Annotated in this window: 18 protein-coding genes; 13 read left to right on the forward strand and 5 right to left on the reverse strand. The window is 74.4% G+C overall.

The window, feature by feature from the left end:
- Positions 1 to 72 precede the first annotated feature (72 nt).
- From ACI79S_RS02985 to ACI79S_RS03005, 5 genes are all read left to right on the forward strand, one after another.
- Positions 73 to 1,320 (forward strand): class I SAM-dependent RNA methyltransferase, encoded by a 1,248-nt coding sequence (locus tag ACI79S_RS02985; protein WP_456591955.1) that lies wholly within the window; start codon positions 73 to 75, stop codon positions 1,318 to 1,320.
- 66 nt (positions 1,321 to 1,386) lie between these two features.
- Positions 1,387 to 1,617 carry a DUF4177 domain-containing protein gene (locus tag ACI79S_RS02990; RefSeq protein ID WP_456591956.1) on the forward strand — a complete coding sequence of 77 codons (231 nt, stop codon included), beginning with the start codon at positions 1,387 to 1,389 and terminating at the stop codon, positions 1,615 to 1,617.
- Between the two features lie 81 nt (positions 1,618 to 1,698).
- Positions 1,699 to 2,067 (forward strand): hypothetical protein, encoded by a 369-nt coding sequence (locus tag ACI79S_RS02995; protein WP_456591957.1) that lies wholly within the window; start codon positions 1,699 to 1,701, stop codon positions 2,065 to 2,067.
- A 139-nt stretch (positions 2,068 to 2,206) separates the two neighbouring features.
- Entirely contained in the window at positions 2,207 to 4,129 is a 1,923-nt protein-coding gene (gene dxs / locus ACI79S_RS03000) for a 1-deoxy-D-xylulose-5-phosphate synthase (protein ID WP_456591958.1), read from the forward strand.
- Positions 4,126 to 4,410 carry a thiamine-binding protein gene (locus ACI79S_RS03005; RefSeq protein ID WP_456591959.1) on the forward strand — a complete coding sequence of 95 codons (285 nt, stop codon included), beginning with the start codon at positions 4,126 to 4,128 and terminating at the stop codon, positions 4,408 to 4,410. The genes dxs and ACI79S_RS03005 overlap by 4 nt, the downstream gene beginning before the upstream one ends.
- Positions 4,411 to 4,743: 333 nt before the next feature.
- Here ACI79S_RS03005 and ACI79S_RS03010 read toward each other — a convergent pair whose 3' ends face one another.
- From ACI79S_RS03010 to ACI79S_RS03020, 3 genes are all read right to left on the reverse strand, one after another.
- Positions 4,744 to 5,976: a ScyD/ScyE family protein gene (locus ACI79S_RS03010; protein ID WP_456591960.1), complete on the reverse strand. Its 1,233-nt coding sequence runs from the start codon at positions 5,974 to 5,976 to the stop codon at positions 4,744 to 4,746.
- Positions 5,977 to 6,285: 309 nt separating this feature from the next.
- Positions 6,286 to 8,370, reverse strand: coding sequence for a 3-hydroxyacyl-CoA dehydrogenase NAD-binding domain-containing protein (locus ACI79S_RS03015; protein WP_456591961.1), 2,085 nt, complete (start codon positions 8,368 to 8,370; stop codon positions 6,286 to 6,288).
- The gene (locus tag ACI79S_RS03020) at positions 8,367 to 9,590 is read right to left on the reverse strand and encodes a thiolase family protein (protein WP_456591962.1); all 1,224 of its coding nucleotides are present in this window, start codon (positions 9,588 to 9,590) and stop codon (positions 8,367 to 8,369) included. Before ACI79S_RS03020 ends, ACI79S_RS03015 begins: the two co-directional genes overlap by 4 nt.
- 219 nt (positions 9,591 to 9,809) lie before the next feature.
- On the opposite strand from ACI79S_RS03020, the gene ACI79S_RS03025 reads away from it, so the two are divergent.
- The 3 genes from ACI79S_RS03025 to ACI79S_RS03035 all read left to right on the forward strand — a co-directional run bounded on the left by ACI79S_RS03025 (position 9,810) and on the right by ACI79S_RS03035 (position 13,167).
- On the forward strand, positions 9,810 to 10,916 hold the full coding sequence (locus tag ACI79S_RS03025) for a sugar ABC transporter substrate-binding protein (RefSeq protein WP_456591963.1): 1,107 nt from the start codon (positions 9,810 to 9,812) through the stop codon (positions 10,914 to 10,916).
- Positions 10,917 to 11,063: 147 nt separating this feature from the next.
- The gene (locus tag ACI79S_RS03030) at positions 11,064 to 11,870 is read left to right on the forward strand and encodes an ATP-binding cassette domain-containing protein (protein WP_456591964.1); all 807 of its coding nucleotides are present in this window, start codon (positions 11,064 to 11,066) and stop codon (positions 11,868 to 11,870) included.
- 10 nt (positions 11,871 to 11,880) lie between these two features.
- The gene (locus tag ACI79S_RS03035) at positions 11,881 to 13,167 is read left to right on the forward strand and encodes a sugar ABC transporter permease (RefSeq protein ID WP_456591965.1); all 1,287 of its coding nucleotides are present in this window, start codon (positions 11,881 to 11,883) and stop codon (positions 13,165 to 13,167) included.
- 168 nt (positions 13,168 to 13,335) lie between these two features.
- Here ACI79S_RS03035 and ACI79S_RS03040 read toward each other — a convergent pair whose 3' ends face one another.
- Both ACI79S_RS03040 and ACI79S_RS03045 read right to left on the reverse strand, forming a co-directional pair.
- Complete coding sequence (locus ACI79S_RS03040) at positions 13,336 to 14,673, reverse strand: ribonuclease D (protein WP_456591966.1); 1,338 nt, start codon at positions 14,671 to 14,673, stop codon at positions 13,336 to 13,338.
- A 38-nt stretch (positions 14,674 to 14,711) separates the two neighbouring features.
- Positions 14,712 to 15,341 (reverse strand): DUF3000 domain-containing protein, encoded by a 630-nt coding sequence (locus ACI79S_RS03045; RefSeq protein ID WP_456591967.1) that lies wholly within the window; start codon positions 15,339 to 15,341, stop codon positions 14,712 to 14,714.
- Positions 15,342 to 15,445: 104 nt separating this feature from the next.
- Between ACI79S_RS03045 and hemE the strand changes: the two genes are divergently transcribed.
- The 5 genes from hemE to hemQ all read left to right on the forward strand — a co-directional run bounded on the left by hemE (position 15,446) and on the right by hemQ (position 19,879).
- The gene (gene hemE, locus ACI79S_RS03050; RefSeq protein ID WP_456591968.1) at positions 15,446 to 16,498 is read left to right on the forward strand and encodes a uroporphyrinogen decarboxylase; all 1,053 of its coding nucleotides are present in this window, start codon (positions 15,446 to 15,448) and stop codon (positions 16,496 to 16,498) included.
- On the forward strand, positions 16,495 to 17,865 hold the full coding sequence (hemG, locus tag ACI79S_RS03055; RefSeq protein WP_456591969.1) for a protoporphyrinogen oxidase: 1,371 nt from the start codon (positions 16,495 to 16,497) through the stop codon (positions 17,863 to 17,865). Before hemE ends, hemG begins: the two co-directional genes overlap by 4 nt.
- Before the next feature lie 74 nt (positions 17,866 to 17,939).
- Positions 17,940 to 18,095 (forward strand): hypothetical protein, encoded by a 156-nt coding sequence (locus ACI79S_RS03060; RefSeq protein ID WP_456591970.1) that lies wholly within the window; start codon positions 17,940 to 17,942, stop codon positions 18,093 to 18,095.
- A gap of 43 nt (positions 18,096 to 18,138) precedes the next feature.
- Complete coding sequence (locus tag ACI79S_RS03065) at positions 18,139 to 19,113, forward strand: hypothetical protein (RefSeq protein ID WP_456591971.1); 975 nt, start codon at positions 18,139 to 18,141, stop codon at positions 19,111 to 19,113.
- Positions 19,114 to 19,159: 46 nt separating this feature from the next.
- Positions 19,160 to 19,879 carry a hydrogen peroxide-dependent heme synthase gene (gene hemQ / locus ACI79S_RS03070; RefSeq protein WP_456591972.1) on the forward strand — a complete coding sequence of 240 codons (720 nt, stop codon included), beginning with the start codon at positions 19,160 to 19,162 and terminating at the stop codon, positions 19,877 to 19,879.
- Positions 19,880 to 19,990: the final 111 nt, after the last annotated feature.

The raw sequence follows: 19,990 nt of genomic DNA on the forward strand, positions 1-19,990 counted from the left end.
TCGCGAGCTCGCGCCGGGTCCCTGCAGCGCCGCCGACGGGGTAGCGCTCCCGAGGACCGTGGCGGTGGGTGGGTGGGGCGGGAGTTCGAGGTCGAGGTGGGTCCGGTGGCGCACGGCGGGCACTGCGTCGCCCGGCACGAGGGCCGGGTGGTGTTCGTCCGGCACACGCTGCCGGGTGAGCGGGTCCGGGTGCGGGTGACCGAGGACCGGCACCCCGGCTTCTGCCGCGCCGACGCCGTCGAGGTGCTGGTCGCGGCACCGGGGCGGGTCGAGCGCCCCTGCCCGTACAGCGGCCCCGGCAGGTGCGGCGGCTGCGACTGGCAGCACGTGGAGCCGGCCGAGCAGCACCGGCTCAAGGCCGCGGTGGTGCGGGAGCAGCTCGTCCGGCTCGGCAGGCTCGACCCCGAGGACCCGGTGGTGGCCGGTTTCGCCGTCGAGGAGCTGCCCGGTGGCGCCCTGCGGTGGCGCTCGCGCGCCCGCTTCGCCGTCGACCGCGCCGGCGCGTCGGGGCTGCGGCGGCACCGGTCGCACGACGTGGTGGTGCTCGACGACTGCCCGATCACCGTGGAGCCCGCGGCGCGGGCGGTGCTCGGACGGCGCTGGCCGGGAGCGGGCGCGGTCGACGTCTCGGTCGACTCGGCGGGCACGGTGACCACCGCCCGTCTGGACCGCCGGGGCCGGGTGCAGGCCACCGAGGTGCTGCGGGCGGGGGAGGAGCTGCCCGCCGAGCCGGCCGGTCGCGCCGAGCGGCGGGCGGGCGGGCGCGACTGGGAGGTCGAGGGCACCGGCTTCTGGCAGGTGCACCCGGCCGCGGCCGACGCGCTCGTGGCGGCGGTGACGGAGTTCGCCGCGGTGGGTCCGGGGGAGGCCGTCCTCGACCTCTACGCCGGCGCGGGCCTGTTCGGCGGTGCTCTCGCCCCCGCCGTCGGGGAGCGGGGCCGGGTGGTGTGCGTGGAGTCGGACCCGGGCGCCTGCGCGGCGGCCGACGCCAACCTGGCGGCGTTCCCGCAGGCGGAGGTGTGGCAGGGCGAGGTGGACGCCGACGGGCTGGCGGAGCTGCTCGCCGAGCTCGGCTCCGCGCCCGACGTCGTCGTCCTGGACCCGCCGCGCGCCGGGGCCGGGAAGGCGGTGAGCCGGTTGCTGGCCGGCGCCGGTGCGCGCGCCGTCGTCTACGTGGCCTGCGACCCGGCCGCGCTGGGCCGGGACGTCGCGGCGTTCGGCGAGGCCGGCTACCGGCTGGCCGCGCTGCGCGGCTTCGACGCCTTCCCGATGACCGCCCACGTGGAGTGCGTGGCGCTGCTGGTGCCGGCCGGCCGGTGACCGGGACAGGGAGTCTCCCGTCCTGCTGCCGTCACCCGCTGGACGCCCATTGGATACCGTCTCCGTGTGCCCACGTGGGAATACGCCTCGGTCATCACCGCGAACGACGCCGAGTCGCAGCGGGCCGGAGTGAGCGTCAAGCTCCCCGGCGGTCAGTCGGAACGGCAGCAGGGCGACACCAGCTCGGTGCTCAACAAGCTCGGCGCCGAGGGGTGGGAGCTCGTCAGCTACCACTCCAGCGGTGCCGGCACCTGGGGGTTCGAGCAGTTCTGGCTCAAGCGGCAGGTCGACTCCTGACGACGGCGCCGCTCGCCGGCTGACGCCCGGGCACCGGCACGCCGTCGAACGCCTGTTCGACCGGTGCGGCAGACTGGTGTCGTGGACGCGACGGTGCCGCCGGGCTGGCCGGAGGAGGTGCGCCCACCCGGCGCGCCCGACTGGGAGCGCACCGCCGTCGCCTGGTTGTTCGACCTCGTCCCGCCGGACTACCGCGCGCACGAGGTGCTCCGCCGGTATCCCGTGCTGCTCGCCCGGTTCGCCGGTGACCACGTCGCCGCCGGCCTGGAGGCGGCGCGCGCCGGCTGGCGCACCCTGCGCGTCGAGCTGGCCGACCAGCTCCCGCCCGAGGCCATCGAGGCGGCGATGGGGGCCTACGAACGGGAGGGCGCCCGGCTGGCCGCCGCTGCCCGCGGCGTCGAGGTGGTCGGTGGGGCGCTGCGGGGTGAACGGTGGGTTCCCCGGCTGTGAGCGGGGAACGGAGCGGACCGGGGCGCTGTGAGCTGCGTCCGCGCCACCCGCTCGACCGGAAGTACCCGTGAAGCGCAGCTACAGTGGGTCGGCGGCTGCTCAGCAGCCTCCGCCCAGACCGAGAGGACACCGCCGCACCGTGCCGCTCCTGCGATCGCTGCGGGGTCCGGAGGACCTTCGAGCCCTTCCCCCCGAGCAGCTGCCCGCCCTCGCGGCGGAGGTCCGTGACGCCCTGGTCACCAGCGTGGCCAGGACCGGGGGGCACCTCGGCCCGAACCTCGGCTGCGTCGAGCTGACGATCGCCCTGCACCGGGTGTTCGACTCCCCGCGCGAGCCCATCGTCTTCGACACCGGCCACCAGTCCTACGTGCACAAGATGCTGACCGGCCGGGTCGAGGGCTTCGAGCGGCTGCGCCAGCGGGGTGGGTTGTCCGGTTACCCCAGCCGCGCCGAGAGCGAGCACGACTGGGTGGAGAACAGCCACGCCTCGACGTCGCTGTCCTACGCCGACGGCCTGGCCAAGGCCTTCGCCATCCGCGGTGACTCCCGCCCCGTCGTCGCGGTGATCGGGGACGGCGCGCTGACCGGCGGCATGGCCTGGGAGGCGCTGAACAACATCGCCGCGGCCCAGGACCGCCCGGTCGTCATCGTGGTCAACGACAACGGCCGCTCCTACTCGCCGACGATCGGCGGGGTCGCCGACGCGCTCGCCACCCTGCGGCTGCGCCCCGGGTACGAGGAGGCGCTGGCCGCCGTCCGGCAGGCGCTGCACCGGGCACCCGTCGTCGGCACCAAGCTCTACGACGCGCTGCACGCGATCAAGAAGGGTCTGAAGGACGTCCTGTCGCCGCAGGGCATGTTCGAGGACCTGGGCATGAAGTACGTCGGCCCGGTCGACGGCCACGACGTCGAGATGATGGAGTCCGCGCTGCGGCGGGCCCGCTCGTTCGGTGGGCCGGTGATCGTGCACGCCGTCACGACCAAGGGCTTCGGCTACCCGCCGGCCGAGACCGACCAGATCGACGCCTGGCACGCCACCGGCGTCTTCGACCCCGACAGCGGCGCGAGCGTCCGCAAGACGGGGCTGGCCTGGACCGACGCCTTCGCCGACGAGCTGGTCCGCGTCGGCACCGAACGTCCCGACGTCGTCGCGATCACCGCGGCGATGCTGCACCCCACCGGGCTGGCGCCGTTCGCCGAGCGGTTCCCCGAGCGCACCTTCGACGTCGGCATCGCCGAGCAGCACGCGCTGACCTCGGCCGCCGGGCTGGCCATGGCCGGGATGCACCCGGTGGTCGCCGTCTACTCCACCTTCCTCAACCGGGCGTTCGACCAGTTGCTCATGGACGTCGCGCTGCACCGCCAGCCGGTGACGGTGGTGCTCGACCGCGCCGGCGTGACCGGTGACGACGGCGCCTCGCACAACGGCATGTGGGACATGTCGATCCTCTCCGTCGTCCCGGGGCTGCGGCTGGCCGCGCCGCGCGACGAGGCCACCCTGCGCGAGGAGCTGCGCGAAGCGGTGGAGGTCTCCGACGGGCCGTCGGTCGTGCGGTTCCCGAAGGGATCCCTGCCGCCGGACATCCCGGCGGTCGAGCGGCGCGGACCGGTCGACGTCCTGCGGCGCGGCGAGCGGCGGGAGGTGCTGCTGGTCGCCGTCGGCTCCATGGTCCCGATGTGCCTGGCGGTCGCCGAGCGCGCTGCCGACCACGGCATCGAGGTGACGGTCGTCGACCCGCGCTGGGTCCTGCCGGTCTCCGAGGAGCTGCTCGAGCTCGCCGCCGGCTCCCGGCTGGTCGTCACCGTCGAGGACGGCGGCCGCGCCGGGGGAGTGGGGACGACGCTCACGCAGGCGCTGCAGGACCGCGACGTCGACGTGCCGGTGCGCACCCTCGGGTTGCCGCAGCAGTTCTTCGAGCACGGCAGCCGTGGCCAGGTGCTCGCCGACGCGGGGCTGACCGAGCAGGACGTCGCCCGGCGGATCGCGGAGTGGACGGCCCGGCTGACCGAGCGCGCCGAGGCCGGGGACGACGTCGTCGAGCCGGTCGAGGGCGGGCGGTGACCGTGATCGCCGAGATCCAGGTCGCGCCCTCGCCGCCCGGGACCGCCGAGGATCCGCACGCGCACGTGGAGGCGGCGATCGCGGTGATCCAGGCCTCGGGGTTGCGCTACGAGGTCGGGGCGCTCGGGACGACCCTCGAGGGGGAGGCCGACGAGGTGTGGGCGACGCTGCGGGCAGCGCACGAGGCGATGCTCGCGGCCGGCGCCGCCGGCGGGCTCTCGCACATCAAGGTCGCGTCGGTGAACCGCACGATGGACAGCCTCACCGCCAAGTTCCGCTGAGCCCGTCGCTCTCCGCGACTCGCCCGCGCCGGGCAGCAGCGAACCTCGCGGTACACGGCGAGGGTCGCTGCCGCACCGCGACGTCCGGGCCCGCTGGGGCGCGGCCGCGTCGTCCGTCGTCGTCCTCCCTCACCGCAGAGCGTCCTCCCTCACCGCAGAGCGTCCTCCCTCACCACAGAGCGTCCTCCCTCACCGCACACCGCGAGGGAGGACGCTCCATGATCAGGTCACCTGATCCCAGCGGTGATCAGGCGGTGAGGGAGACGGCGGCACGTCGAGGTCGGCGCCCGCTGATGCGCTGAGGCCCGGCCGCGACGTCCGTCGTCGGTACGGCTAGAACGATCGCTTGGTCAGCCGCCAGACCTGCCCGTCGCTGTCCGGCGCGCCGGTTCCGGTGCCGGGGGAGAGCGAGTTCACCGCCACGTACACGTTGCCGGGCTGGTCGACGACCACGCCCGCCGGCGATGGCACAGGCAGCGTGGCCCGTGCGCCGTTCTTCGGCACCAGCACCACCTGACCGGACCCGTCAGCGCCGCCGAACAGTTCGCTGACGTACAGGTTGCCGGCCTGGTCCTGTGCTGCGCCGGTCACTCCGGTGAAGCCGGTCCAGGTCTGCTGGATGGCCCCGGTCTGGCGGTCCAGTTCCCAGACCCGGCCCGCGCCGGGAACCAGCGACCCCAGGCCCGCCACGATGATGTCCCCGTCGCGGCTGAAGGTGAGCGTTGTCGGGACCGGGTCGCAGGACAAGCTGCCGTCCTGGTTGGTTCGCGAGTCACAGCCGCCACCGCTGATGGTGGGCAGGACGGCGAACACGCTGATCGCGCCGCTACCGTCGACGGCGAGGAGGGCGTTGGCGGCGGCGTCGGCCACCAGTACCCGGTCGCCGAGGTCGAGCACCCCGTACGGGTTCGACTCGACACCCTGGCCGTCCGGGTCGAACGCCCTCTCGAAAGCGCGGATGTCGGCGACCACGACGGCCGGCTGGCCCGCCGCTGCGCGCAGCAGGCTGCCCTCCTGCTCCTCCGGCAGCCCGGTGATGCCGTCCGGGACGTCGACGTCCTTGGCGATGAAGATCCGGTCCAGGGACCGCGCGCTCGCCGCGTCGTTGCCGGTCGCGCCGATCCCGGACGGACCGGCCTCGGACAGCAGGCCGGTCACCACGCGCTCCGCGGTGACCCCCTCGACCTTGCTCGGGCGCCGCACGACGCTGACCGCCCCGGTGGTGCCGACGCACACGGTCTCCCCGCCCACCTCAGCGCAGTCGGTGCCGCCGGTTCCGGACTCCGCGATGACCAGGACCCCGTCACTGGTCAGGTCCAGTTGCCGGGGGTTGTCCAGATGCCGGGCCACCGGCACCGGGGCCAGCCGCGAGGCATCGGCGGGCGCGGCGACGGCGGGGCTGATCCCCAGCGTCGTGATCGCCAAGCCGGCGGTGGCTGCTGCACACACGACACGTCTCATCATTTCCCCCAGCGAGTCGAGCAACCTGGGCCGTCGGCACGGTCCAGCGAAGGACGCCGAACGTTCGCAGGGTGGCCCAGGGCCGTCAACCACCTGCGGCGTCATGCGCTGGAGGACGGGCCGCCGGCGCCGCTGTTCCGCAGCTCGCCGGCTGCCTGCCGATCACGGCGGCCCGACGTGGGCTGGAGGCGGGGCCCGGACCTCGTCGCGGACGGTCGACGGCGCCCGCTGATCGGACCCCGCCGTGCGGCACAGCACGTTCGATGTCGGGGGGCGGTCGTGTCGGTGCTGGTGAGACGACCACGGCGCGCAGCTCGCTCGCGCCGTCGTCCTCCCTCATGGCGGAGCGTCCTCCCTCACGGTGCACCGCGAGGGAGGACGCTCCATGATCAGGTCACCTGATCCCAGCGCAGGTCACGCGGGGAGCGAGGCCACGCCCTGGGGCAGGAACCGCGAGCCGGTGACCTTCTCCGAGACGCCGGTGCGGTCCAGGTAGGCGGAGATGCCGCCCAGCCAGAACGGCCACCCGGCGCCGAGGATCATGCACAGGTCGATGTCCTGCACCGCCTGCACGACGCCCTCGTCCAGCATCAGCCGGATCTCCTGCGCCAGCGCCTCGACCGCGCGGTCGTGCACCTGCTCCGCGGTGAGCGGCGCGTCACCGGCGAAGGCGTCCGCCAGCTCCGGGTCGACGACGCCCGGCTCGACGAAGACGCTCGACTTGCCGAGCTCGACGACGCGCTTGAGACCCTCGCCGACGGCGAACCGGTCGGGGAATGCCTCGTGCATGCGCTCGGCCACGTGCAGCGCGACCGCGGGCCCGACGAGCGAGAGCAGCTCGAACGGCGTCATGGGCAGGCCCAGCGGGTCGAGAGCGCGCTCGGCGACCTCGACCGGCGTGCCCTGCTCCACGGCCGAGGTGACCTCACCGAGGAAACGGGTGAGCAGCCGGTTGACGACGAACGCCGGGGCGTCCGCGACGAGCACGCAGCTCTTCTTCAGCGACTTGCCGACGGCGAAGGCGGTGGCCAGCGTGGCGTCGTCGGTCTGCTCGGCGCGCACGACCTCCAGCAGCGGGAGGACGGCGACCGGGTTGAAGAAGTGCAGGCCGACCACGCGCTCGGGGTGCTCGAGCTTGGCGGCCATCTCGGTGACCGACAGCGCCGAGGTGTTCGTCGCCAGCACGCAGGTCTCGGACACGATCGCCTCGACCTCGGCGAACACCTGCTGCTTCACCGACATCTCCTCGAAGACCGCCTCGATGACGAGGTCGGCGTCGGCGAAGACGTCCTTGGACAGCGAGCCGGTGACCAGGCCCTTGAGCTGGTTGAGCTTGTCGGAGGTCAGCCGGCCGCGCTGGGCCAGCTTGTCCAGCTCGCCGTGCACGTAGGCCACGCCCTTGTCGACGCGCGCCTGGTCGATGTCGGTGAGCACCACCGGCACCTTCAGCTGGCGCACGAACAGCATCGCCAGCTGCGAGGCCATCAGCCCGGCGCCGACGACGCCGACCTTGGTGACCTTGCGGGCCAGCGACTTGTCCGGCGCGCCGGCCGGCCGCTTGGCCCGCTTGTTCACCAGGTCGAAGGAGTAGAGCGAGGCCCGCAGCGGGTCGCTCATCAGCAGCTCGGCGAGTGCGTCGTCCTCGGCGGCGGTGCCGGCGGTGAAGGCCTCGCCCTCGACGCCGGCCCGCGCCAGGTCGAGCAGCTCGACGGTGCGGACGGCGCCGGGGGAGGCGTTGCGGGTGCGGGCCGCCACGATTCCGCGGGCGCGGGCGATCGCGTCGTCCCACCCCGAGCGGTCGATCTCGGGCCGGGACACCGGCACCGAGCCGTCGAGCACGCCGACGGCCCACTCCAGCGAGCGCTCCAGGAAGTCGGCCGGCTCGAACAGCGCGTCGGCGATACCGAGCTTCGCGGCCTTCGGCGCCGGCGTCATCTTGTTCTGCGCCAGGGCGTTCTCGACGATGACCGTGACGGCCGGGTCGATGCCGATGAGGTTGGGCAGCAGCTGGGTGCCGCCCCAGCCGGGCACCAGGCCGAGGAAGGCCTCGGGGAAGGCGACCGCCGCGCCGGCGCTGATCGTCCGGTAGTGGCAGTGCAGCGCCAGCTCCAGGCCACCGCCCAGCGCGACGCCGTTGACGAAGGCGAACGTCGGGATCGACGAGTCCTTGAGCCGCCGGAACACCCGGTGGCCGGTCTCGGCGACCTCGCGCGCCTGCTCCGCGGAGGCGATCGAGGGCACGCCGGAGAGGTCCGCGCCCACCGCGAAGATGAACGGCTTGCCGGTGACGGCGATCGCCGCCGGCGCCGGCGAGTGCGCCGCGATCTCGTCCAGGGCGGCGTCCAGCGACGCCAGCCCGCCCGGGCCGAACGTGGAGGGCCGGGTGTGGTCGTGCCCGTTGTCCAGGGTGATCAGCGCGATCTCCCCGGCCAGGCCCGGGTGGGCGAGGAACCGCACCTTGGCGGAGGTGACGACCTCGTTCTCGAAGACAGCAGTCACTTGGCCGCACCTTCCCAGTTCGGGTTCTCCCAGATCACGGTCGCGCCCATGCCGAGGCCCACGCACATGGCGGTGAGGCCGTACCGGACGTCGGGGCGCTCGGCGAACTGGCGGGACAGCTGGGTCATCAGGCGGACGCCGGAGGAGGCCAGCGGGTGGCCGACGGCGATCGCGCCGCCCCACGGGTTGACGCGCTCGTCGTCGTCGGCGATGCCGAAGTGGTCGAGGAACGCCAGCACCTGGATGGCGAAGGCCTCGTTCAGCTCGAACAGGCCGATGTCGGAGATGGACAGGCCGGTGCGGGCCAGCGCCTTCTCGGTGGAGGGCACCGGGCCGATGCCCATCACCTCGGGCTCGACACCGGCGAAGCCGTAGCCGACCAGCCGCATGCCGACGTTCAGCCCGAGCTCCTCGGCGACGTCCTCGGCGGCGAGCAGGCAGCCGGTCGCGCCGTCGTTGAGACCGGCGGCGTTGCCTGCGGTGACGTGGCCGTGCGGGCGGAACGGCGTCTTCAGCGTGCCCAGGCCCTCGAGGGTGGTCTGCGGGCGCGGCGGCTCGTCGACGGTGGCGACGCCCCAGCCGTGCTCGGCCGAGCGGGTCGCCACGGTGACCAGCTCCGGGCCGATCTGCCCGTTGGCGACCGCCTTCGCGTACTTCTGCTGGCTGGCCAGCGCGAACGCGTCGGCGCGCTCCTTGGTCAGGTGGGGGAACCGGTCGTGCAGGTTCTCCGCGGTGGAGCCCATGACCAGCGCGGAGGGGTCGACCAGCTTCTCGCTGATGATCCGCGGGTTCGGGTCCACGCCCTCGCCCATGGGGTGGTTGCCCATGTGCTCGACGCCGCCGGCGATGGCGACGTCGTAGGCGCCGAAGGCGATGCCCGACGCGGTGGTGGTCACAGCGGTCATCGCGCCGGCGCACATGCGGTCGATCGAGTAGCCGGGGACGGTCTTCGGCAGGCCGGCCAGCAGCGCGGCCGTGCGGCCGAGGGTCAGGCCCTGGTCGCCGATCTGGGTGGTGGCGGCGATGGCCACCTCGTCGACCCGGTCGGCCGGCAGCGCCGGGTTGCGGCGCAGCAGCTCGCGGATGCAGCGCACGACGAGGTCGTCGGCGCGCGTCTCGGCGTAGATGCCCTTCGGGCCGGCCTTGCCGAAGGGGGTGCGCACGCCGTCGACGAAGACGACCTCACGCAGCGAGCGTGGCCGCCGCTCAGTGGATGACACAGAACCTCCGCAGGATTCGTAGCAGGCCCGGCAGGGCCCGTCGCGGTACAAGTTACCCGTCGGTAACCGGAGGACCAAGGGTGGCACGACCCCGATCGAGGGGGTTCCGGATCACGGTCCGGCAACGGCCAGGGGGTGTGCTTGCGGTCACAAGGGCCGGGCGCGCAAGATGACCCGCCGGAATTTCTCTGTAACCCCAACGAAATAGAGGTCCCTCTCATGGCGCGACGGCGCACGGTGACGACGGCGATCGCTGCGGCCCTGGTCTTCGGGCTGGCCGCGTGTGGTGGCGACGACAGCGGCAGCAACGGCGGCAACGGCGGTGGCGGTGGCGGTGGCGAGGCCGCGGGCAAGGTCGGCGTGATCCTCCCCGACACCGCGTCCTCGGCCCGCTGGGAGTCGGCCGACCGTCCCCTGCTCGAGGCCGCCTTCGAGGAGGCCGGCGTCGAGTACGACATCCAGAACGCGCAGGGTGACGCGCAGCGGATGGCCACCATCGCCGAGCAGATGATCACCGAGGGCGTCACCGTCCTGGCGATCACGAACCTCGACTCGGCCTCCGGTGCGGCGATCCAGCGCCAGGCCGAGCAGCAGGGCGTGCAGACGATCGACTACGACCGCCTGACCCTCGGCGGGGAGAGCGACTACTACGTCTCCTTCGACAACGTCGAGGTGGGTCGCCTGCAGGGCGAGGGCCTGGCCCAGTGCCTGGAGGAGAACGGCCTCACGGAGGCGAACATCGCCTTCCTCAACGGCTCGCCCGACGACAACAACGCCACCCTCTTCTCGCAGGGGGCGCACGAGGTCCTCGACCCGATGGACCAGTACACCGTCGTGGCCGAGCAGGCCGTGCCGGAGTGGGACAACCAGCAGGCCGCCACCATCTTCGAGCAGATGTACACGCAGGCCGGCGGTGACATCCAGGGTGTCCTGGCCGCCAACGACGGCCTGGCCAACGCGGTCGTGTCGATCCTGGCCCGCAACAACGCTGCGGGTGAGGTGCCGGTGACCGGCCAGGACGCGACCGTCGAGGGGCTGCAGAACATCCTCGCGGGGCGTCAGTGCATGACGGTCTACAAGCCGATCGAGGAGGAGGCCAACGCCCTGGCCGAGCTCGCGGTCGCCCTCGTCAACGGCGAGGAGCCCGAGGTGGACGGCTCGGTGGAGGACCCCGAGGGTGACCGCGAGGTGCCGTCGGTGCTGCTCGAGCCGGTCTCGATCTTCCGCGAGAACGTCTCGCGGGTCATCGAGGACGGCTACCAGTCGGCCGAGGACGTGTGCACGGGCGAGTTCGCGGCTGCCTGCGAGGAGCTCGGCATCTCCTGAGCCGGTCCGGCCGGGGCGTCCACCAGCTGGGCGCCCCGGCCGTCTGCCGCCCGCCCTGCGGGTCTCGGGTCACCCGCGGACCCGCAGGGCGTCAGACTGTCTCCCTCCGGCCCACGACGGGCCGACCCCCTGCGGAAGGACGCACCGGTGTCCGCACTCGAACAGAGTCCGACCCCCACGACCACCGACCGGCCCACCCTGAGCCTGCGCGGGGTCAACAAGAGCTTCGGGGCCGTCCAGGTCCTGCACGACGTCCACCTCGACGTCTACCCCGGCAAGGTCACCGCGCTCGTCGGTGACAACGGCGCGGGCAAGAGCACGCTGATCAAGGCGATCGCCGGCATCCACCCGGTCGACTCCGGCACCGTCGAGTTCGAGGGGCGGCCGGTGCAGCTGCACGGCCCGCGCGACGCGGCCCGCCTGGGCATCGAGGTCGTCTACCAGGACCTCGCGCTGGCCGACAACCTCGACGTCGTCCAGAACATGTTCCTCGGCCGGGAGCGCAAGCGCGGCCTGGTCCTCGACGAGGCCTCGATGGAGGAGGCCGCGCGGGACACGCTCACCAAGCTGTCGGTGCGCACGCTGAAGTCGGTGCGCCAGCTGGTGTCCAGCCTCTCCGGTGGGCAGCGGCAGACGGTCGCCATCGCCAAGGCCGTCCTCTGGGAGTCCAAGCTCGTCATCCTGGACGAGCCCACCGCCGCGCTCGGCGTCGCGCAGACCCGTCAGGTGCTCGACCTGGTCCGCCGCCTCGCCGACACCGGCCACGCCGTCGTCTTCATCACCCACAACATGGTCGACGTGTTCGAGGTCGCCGACCGGGTCGCCGCCCTGTACCTGGGCCGGATCGCCGCGGACGTCCCCATCTCCGAGGTCGACCGCACCCAGGTCATCGAGCTGATCACCTCCGGCCGCTCCGGTGAGCTGGGGCTCGCACCGGACGCGCTCGAGGACTGAGAGGACTTCCATGTCGAGCAACACCCTGACCGCCGCCGAGGCGAGCGGATCGCAGAAGCCGGCCGCCGGTTTCGAGGGCGACCGCCAGGACAACTCCCTGGGCGGCGCCGTCCGCGGCTACGTGAACAAGCTGCGCGCCGGTGACCTCGGCGCGCTGCCGGCCATCATGGGCATCATCGTCCTGGGCATCCTGTTCACCGTGCTGCGGCCCGGCACGTTCCTCGCGCCGATCAACCTGGCCAACCTGCTCACCCAGGCCATCCCGATCACCGTGCTCGCGATGGGCCTGGTCTTCGTCCTGCTCCTCGGGGAGATCGACCTCTCCGCCGGCGTCGTGAGCGGCGTCTGCGCCGCCGTCCTCGCCCAGCTGCTGGTGCAGGCGGACGTGGCCTGGTACCTCGCCGTGCTGGCCGCGATCGCGGTCGGCGCGCTCATCGGGTTGTTCACCGGCAGCCTCGTCGGCATCGTCGGGATCCCGTCCTTCGTGGTGACCCTGGCGCTGTTCCTGGGCTGGCAGGGCGTCACCCTCTGGCTGATCGGCCAGGGTGGCACCGTGCCCGTCCGGGACGACGTCATCGTCGGCCTGATCAACCAGAACCTCCCGGTCGTGTGGGGCTGGGTGCTGGCGATCGGGGTCGTGGTCGTCTACGCCGTCGCCGAGCTGTGGCGGTGGCGCAGCCAGCGGGCGCGGGGACTGGCGCACCAGTCGCTGATCGTCGTCCTGCTCCGCGTCGTGGTGATCTCGGCGGTCGTGCTGGTGGCGACGGCCATCCTGAGCGTCGACCGGGCGCTCGCCGCCGCGATCGACCTGCAGGGCATCCCCTACGCGGTGCCGATCGTCATCGTGCTCCTGCTGCTGCTCACCTTCGTGCTGAGCCGCACCAGCTACGGCCGGCACATCTACGCGGTCGGGGGGAACGCGGAGGCGGCGCGTCGCGCGGGGATCAACGTCACCCGCATCCGCGTGAGCGTCTTCGTCCTCTCCTCCAGCCTGGCGGCGCTCAGCGGCATCTTCGCCGTCTCCCGGCTCAGCTCGGTCACCCCGGACGCCGGTGCCGGCAACACCCTGCTCTACGCGGTCGGGGCCGCGGTGATCGGTGGTACCAGCCTCTTCGGTGGGCGCGGCCGGGCCCGGGACGCCGTCCTGGGTGGGCTCGTCATCGCGATCATCGCCAACGGGCTCGGGCTGCTGGGTGTGGCCGCGTACCTGAACTTCATCATCACCGGCGGGGTGCTCCTGCTCGCCGCGAGCGTCGACGCGCTCGCCCGCCGACGGGCTGCCACGGCCCGACGATGACCCCTGCCGCCCGCCGTGCTCAGCGCCGGCGGGCGGCAGGCGACCACGCCGACGCCGGCGTCGTCCGCACCCCGCGGGCGGCGCCGGCGTCGTCGTCGGCCCTCCTGCGGCCCCGGGGCAGGGACCCGCTGCGAGCCTGCGAGCCGCGGGGGGCGGCGGGGTCCTCCCTCAGGCGCGGGTGATCGCGTCGGCGAGCAGGTCGCGGGTGAGCTCGAGCTGCCACTCGCGGGCGCCGCCGGCTCGCAGCGCCTCGGCCACGGCGCCGGGCTCCCGAGGTTCCGGCGGGCTCCACACGAGCCGCCGCACCAGGTCGGGGGAGAGGATGTTCTCCACCGGCACGGCGTGCTTCTCCGACAGCTCGGCGAGCCCCGCGCGGACCACCTGCAGCCGGGCGGCGGCCGCCGGGTCGCGGTCGGCCCACCGGTTCACCGGCGGAGGCCCGTCACCGGGCCTGCTGTGCAGCGGCAGCTCGTTCTCCGGCAGCGCCTTGCCGCGGGCCAGTGCGTTGTACCAGTGCGCCACCAGCCGGCGGTTGGCCCGGCCGCGGAACACCGGCAGCTCCAGCAGGGCGCCCTCGTTCTTGGGGTCGGCCTGGACGGCGGCGACCATCGCCGAGTCGGGCAGCACCCGGCCGGGCGCGACGTCCCGCTTGCGGGCCAGCTCGTCGCGCGCCTCCCAGATGGCCTTGAGCATGCCCAGCTGGCGCCGGCTGCGCAGGCCGTGCACGCCCGAGGTGCGGCGCCACGGGTCCTGCCTGGGCGCCGGTGGGCCGGCGGCGAGGATCGCCTCGAACTCCTGCCGCGCCCAGTCGCTCTTGCCCTGCTCCTCGAGGATGGCCGCCAGCGCGTCGCGCAGGTCGACCAGCACCTCCACGTCGAGCGCGGCGTAGACCAGCCACTCTTCGGGCAGCGGGCGGGTGCTCCAGTCGGCGGCGGAGTGCCCCTTCTGCAGCGAGAAGCCGAGCAGCGACTCGACGACGGCGCCCAGCCCGACCCGGGGCAGCCCCGCGAGGCGGGCGGCCAGCTCGGTGTCGAAGATCCGGGCGGGGACCAGACCGATCTCCGCCAGGCAGGGCAGGTCCTGGTTCGCCGCGTGCAGCACCCACTCGGCGTCGGCGATCGCCTCCTGCAGCACCGACAGGTCGGGCAGGGGGATCGGGTCGAGCAGGCCGGTGCCCGACCCGTCGCGCCGCAGCTGCACCAGGTAGGCGCGCTGCCCGTAGCGGTAGCCGGAGGCCCGCTCGGCGTCGACGGCGACGGGGCCGCGACCCGCGCGCAGCGCCTCGGCGTACTCCACCAGCTGGGTGGAGGTCTCGATGACCGGCGGCAGCCCGTCGCGGGGTGCCAGCAGCGGGATCGGTTCGGGGGCCGCAGCGGCCGCCGGGTCCTCCGGTGGCTGGGGAGTGGGCTCGGTGCTCAGTTGCCGTCCACCTTCTTGCCGGTCCTCGTCTGTCGGTCCACCGGCGCCCGGGCCGGGGTGCACCGCGCCGATCCTGGGGAGGAGCACCGGCGCAACGGGCTCCGTGCCGCTGTGCCGCACCGATGTTAGAGAGTCTCGCTACCGACCCGGTCGGAGGGACCCAGCAGCCGGACACCGGGCGGCGGGAGCCCGGCGGCGTTGCCGAGCACCTCCAGCCAGGCCAGCAGGTGCCGGTCCAGGTCAGCGCCGTCGGCCGTCCAGGAGGCGCGGATCTCGACGTCGACGGAGTGCTCGGGCCCGGCCAGCTCGCCGAACCGCGTCGAGGCGGTGCGGGTGACCGTGCCGCCGACGGTGTGGTGCGCCGCGCCGGCGTCCCCCAGCGCGTCGGTGAGCCAGCTCCACGCCACCTCGGAGAACATCGCGTCGTCGACCAGCTGCTCGTCGGTCGCTGCGGACAGGTAGCCGACGCACCGCGTGGTGCCGTGCCAGGCCTCGTGGCCCTCCGGGTCGAACAGGACGATGAACCGCGCGCTGGCGATCTCGACGTCGTCCTCGTCCTCGGCGTCGGGGTCGGGCACCCGGGCGCCGATCGCGTAGGCGAAGGGAGCCAGCCGCTGCGGGGCGGGGATGCGGCCCAGCTCGATCTCCGGGCGGACCCGCACTGCGGCCAGCGACTCCAGGGCGGCGCGGAAGGCGGCCGGGACGGCGTCGTCCCGGTTCCCGTCCCCGGCATCGGCCCGGTTGCGCGGCTCCACGTCCGCAGAGTAGGCCCGGACGCAGCACCAGGGCGCCGACGCGCCGCAGTCGCGCAGGACGCGGCGGACCGGTGCCGCCCGGCCGTCTGGGAGGATCGGCGGTCGTGAGTCCCGCTCCCGCGTCGGCGTCCCCGGCCGATTCCGACCTCGTCCGCGCCGCACGTGGTCTCCCGGTGAGCCGCACCCCCGTCTGGTTCATGCGCCAGGCCGGGCGTTCGCTCCCGGAGTACCGGGCTCTGCGCGCCGGCACGGCGATGCTGGCGGCCTGCCAGGACCCCGACCTGGTCACCGAGATCACCCTGCAGCCGGTCCGCCGCCACGGGGTGGACGCCGCCATCCTCTTCTCCGACATCGTGCTGCCGCTGGTCGTCGCCGGCGTCGACATCGAGATCAAGCCGGGCATCGGGCCGGTGGTCGCCGACCCGGTGCGCACGGTCGCCGACGTCGACGCGCTGCCCGACCTGGCGCCCGAGCAGCTCGGCTTCCTCCAGACGGCGGTGCGCTCGCTGGTCGCGGAGCTCGGTCCCACGCCGCTCATCGGCTTCGCCGGGGCGCCGTTCACCCTCGCCACCTACCTGATCGAGGGCGGTCCCTCCAAGGAGCACGCCCGCACGAAGGCGTTCATGTACGCCGAGCCGGAGGCGTGGGGCCGGCTGCTGCAGCGGCTCTCGGCGTCGGCGGCGACCTTCCTGCGCGCCCAGGTGGACGCCGGGGCGTCGGCGGTGCAGCTGTTCGACTCGTGGGCCGGCGTCCTGTCCGCCGCCGACTACTCCGAGCGGGTGCTGCCGCACTCGCGCGCGGCCTTCGACGGGCTGGGGGAGCGGGACGTCCCCCGCATCCACTTCGGTGTGGGCACCGGGGAGCTGCTGCCGCTCATCGGCGAGGCCGGGGCCGACGTCGTGGGGGTCGACTGGCGGGTGCCGCTGGACGAGGCCGCGCGGCGCGTGGGCCCCGGCCGCTCCCTGCAGGGGAACCTGGACCCCGCGGTCCTGCTGGCCGACCGGGCGACGGTCGACCGCGAGGTGCGCCGGGTGGTGCGGCAGGCGCAGGCCGCCCGCGGGCACATCTTCAACCTCGGGCACGGCGTGCTGCCCGAGACCGACCCGGACGTGCTCACCCACGTCGTCGAGCTCGTCCACGAGCTGACCGCGCGATGACCCGGTCCCGGCTCGTCGTCGTCGGGGCCGGCATCACCGGGCTGGCCGCAGCCTTCGAGTGGCGCCGTCGGCGCCCCGACGACGAGATCGTCGTGCTCGAGGCCGGTGACCGGATCGGCGGGAAGCTGCACCGCATCGAGCTGGCCGGGCACTGGTACGACACCGGGCCCGAGGCGATGCTGGCCCGTGTACCCGAGGCGATCGGCCTGGTCGAAGCCCTCGGGCTGGGGGACCGGCTCGTCGCGCCGGCCACCACCCAGGCGTCGGTCGTGCTGCCCGAGGGCCGGTTCCCGCTCCCGGCCGGCACCGTGCTCGGCGTGCCGGCGACGGCGGACGGGCTCGACGGCATCCTCACGCCGGCGGGCGTCGCCCGGGTGCGGGCCGAGGTGGAGCTGCCACCGCTCACCGTGGACGGCGACGTCGCCGTCGGCGGCCTGCTGCGCGAGCGGCTCGGCGACGAGGTGGTCGACCGGCTGGTCGAGCCGCTGCTGGGCGGCGTCTACGCCGGCCGGGCCGACGAGCTCTCCCTGCAGGCGACCATGCCGGCCCTGTTCGCCCACCTGCAGGGCGCGGAGTCGGTGCTGGCCGCGGCCGCGGCCGCCCGGGAGACGGGGAACCGGAGCCGGGGCGACGCCGACGGCCCCGTGTTCCAGACGGTCGACGAGGGCATCGGCGCGCTGCCCGCGGCGCTGGTGACCGCGGCCCGGGCCGAGGTCCGGCTGCGCACCCCCGCGCACGGGATCCGGCGGACACCCGCGGGGCTCGAGCTCTCCGTGGGCCCGGCGGGTGCGCCGGAGGTGCTGCGCGCCGACGCGGTCCTGGTCACCGCCCCCGCCGGCAAGGCCGCCCGGCTGCTCGCCGACGTCGCCCCCGGGGCGGTGCAGCCGTTGCTGGGCATCCCGTACGCCTCGATGGCCGTGGTGGCCATGGCCTTCACCGCGCAGCCCGTCGACGCCGGCAGCGGGCTGCTCGTGCCGCCGGTCACCGGTCGGCTGGTCAAGGGCGTCACGGTCTCCTCCGCCAAGTGGCCGCACCTGGGCGGGGACGTGCTCCTGGTGCGCTCGTCGGTGGGCCGGTTCCGTGACGAGTCCGAGCTGCAACGTGGCGACGACGACCTGGCGGCCGCGGTGGTCGCCGACGTCGCCGACCTGCTGGGGCTGTCCCGCCCGGAGCCGCTGGAGACCGCCGTCGTCCGCTGGGGCGGTGGCCTGCCGCAGTACCTGGTCGGGCACCAGGCGCGGGTGGACGCCGTCCGCGCCGCCGTCGCGGAGGTGCCGGGGCTGGGTATCGCGGGGGCCGCGTTCGGCGGGGTGGGCATCCCTGCCTGCATCCGGGACGCCCACCGGGCGCTCGACGCCCTGACCTGAACTCCGTGGCCGTCGTGGTGCGGACCACGGCCCGGGCGGGGCATCACCGGTGCCGCCGCGGCGTTGGAACCCCGGTGAGCACGACGTACCGCCACGACCAGTTCCCCGTCACCCCCGTCCGCTGCCTGCGCCACCACGTCTGGATGGCCGCCTGCCCCGACTGCCGCGAGGCCCACCGCACGCCCGCCCCCCGGCGCGGTGCCGCGACCGGCGAGAAGACCACCGGCTGACCCTCCGGTTGCCGGGCCCGCCGCCGCACCACAGGGTCGGAGCATGACCAGCACCTTCGTCCGCGGCCTGGCGGCCGGTGCCCTGGGCGCCGTCGTCCTCGACGCCGTCAACTACCTCGACATGGCCGTCCGCGGGCGCCCGGCGAGCACGGTGCCCGAGCGGCTGGTCGATGCCGTCGCCGCGCGCGCGGGACGGGAGATCCCCGGCCGCGGCGCCGCCCGCGACGCCCGGCGGACCGCGCTCGGCGCGCTCGCCGGCACCGTGAACGGCCTGGGCGTGGGCGTCCTGGCCAGCGCTGTCCGGTCGCTGGGCGTCCGGTTCCCCGCCCCGGTGGGGGCGCTGCTGGCCGGTGCGGCGTCGACGGCGGCCACCGACGGGGCGGTGGCGGCGCTCGGGGTGAGCGACCCGCGCGACTGGTCGGCCGACGACTGGCTGGCCGACGCGCTGCCGCACCTGGCGTACGGCGCGGCGGTGCAGGGGGTGCTCGAAGCGGTGCCCACCGCCCGCGAGCGGGCGACGCCCCGCGGCCCGGCCCGGGCCCGGCTGGTGGTCCGCTCCGCGGTGCTGGGGCTGGCCGCCGGCAGCCGCAGCTCGCTCGGCTTCGCCGGCCCCGTCCTCACCGCACCCACGGCCGCAGGGGCGCCGGGCGGCGTGACCAGGAAGCAGCAGGTCTTCAGCGCCGTCGGCGTCCTGGTGGAGCTGGTCGCGGACAAGCAGCCGGGTGTGCCACCGCGGACGGAGGGCGCCGCGCTGGCGCCGCGGTTGCTCGCCGCTGCCGAAGGTGGTGGGCGGCTGGCTGCCCGCGAGCGGGCCAACGGCGCGCTGCCGGTCACGGTCGGGGTCGCCGGAGCGCTGGTCGGCTCGTACGCGGGCCTGGGCTGGCGGCGTTGGGCGGCCGGGCGGATGCCGGGCACCGCCGCGGCGATCCTCGAGGACGGGGTCGCGCTGGGGCTGGCCGCGCTCGCCTGCTGGCCGGGGCGCACCCGCCGGCACCTGTCGGTGATCCCGAGCACGTGACCCGCCCGGTCCTCGCGCCGTCCACGCCGCGGAGGAAGATGTGGGCATGAGCGAGCAGCAGGTGGACGAGCGCAGCACCGGAAAGCGGGCCAACGAGCTCAACGCCACCATCCGGTACACGATGTGGTCGGTGTTCAGGCTGGCGCAGCCCTTCGGTGACGAGCAGCGGTCCGCCGCCGCCGACGAGGCCACCGCGCTGGTCGAGGAGCTGGCCGGCAAGGACGTCGTCGTCCGCGGTACCTACGACGTGAGCGGCCTGCGGGCCGACGCCGACCTCATGGTCTGGTGGCACTCCTCGTCGGCCGAGGCGCTGCAGGACGCCTACACCCGCCTCCGCCGCACGGCCCTGGGCCGGCGCCTGGAGCCGGTGTGGTCGCAGATGGCGCTGCACCGGCCGGCGGAGTTCAACCGCAGCCACATCCCGGCCTTCCTGGCCGACGAGGAGCCGCGGCGGTTCGTCTGCGTCTACCCGTTCGTGCGGTCCTACGAGTGGTACCTGCTGCCCGACGAGGAGCGGCGGGACATGCTCAAGGAGCACGGCATGCAGGCCCGGCCCTACCCCGACGTGCGGGCCAACACGGTGGCCTCGTTCGGGCTGGGCGACTACGAGTGGATGCTCGCCTTCGAGGCCGACGAGCTGCACCGCATCGTCGATCTGATGCGCGACCTGCGGGCCAGCCGCGCCCGGCGGCACGTGCGCGAGGAGGTGCCGTTCTACACCGGCGTCCGCAAGCCGGTCGCCGAGCTGGTCGCCGACCTGGCGTGACGACGCCGGACAGCACTGCGTCCCGCGTCGCGGGGCCCGGAGGGCTCCCGACGCGGGACGCGGACGCGCTCAGCGGAGCCGGGGAAGGGCTCGTGGACGCGGTGTGATCCG

The sequence above is a fragment of the Blastococcus sp. SYSU DS1024 genome (genome assembly GCF_054050795.1).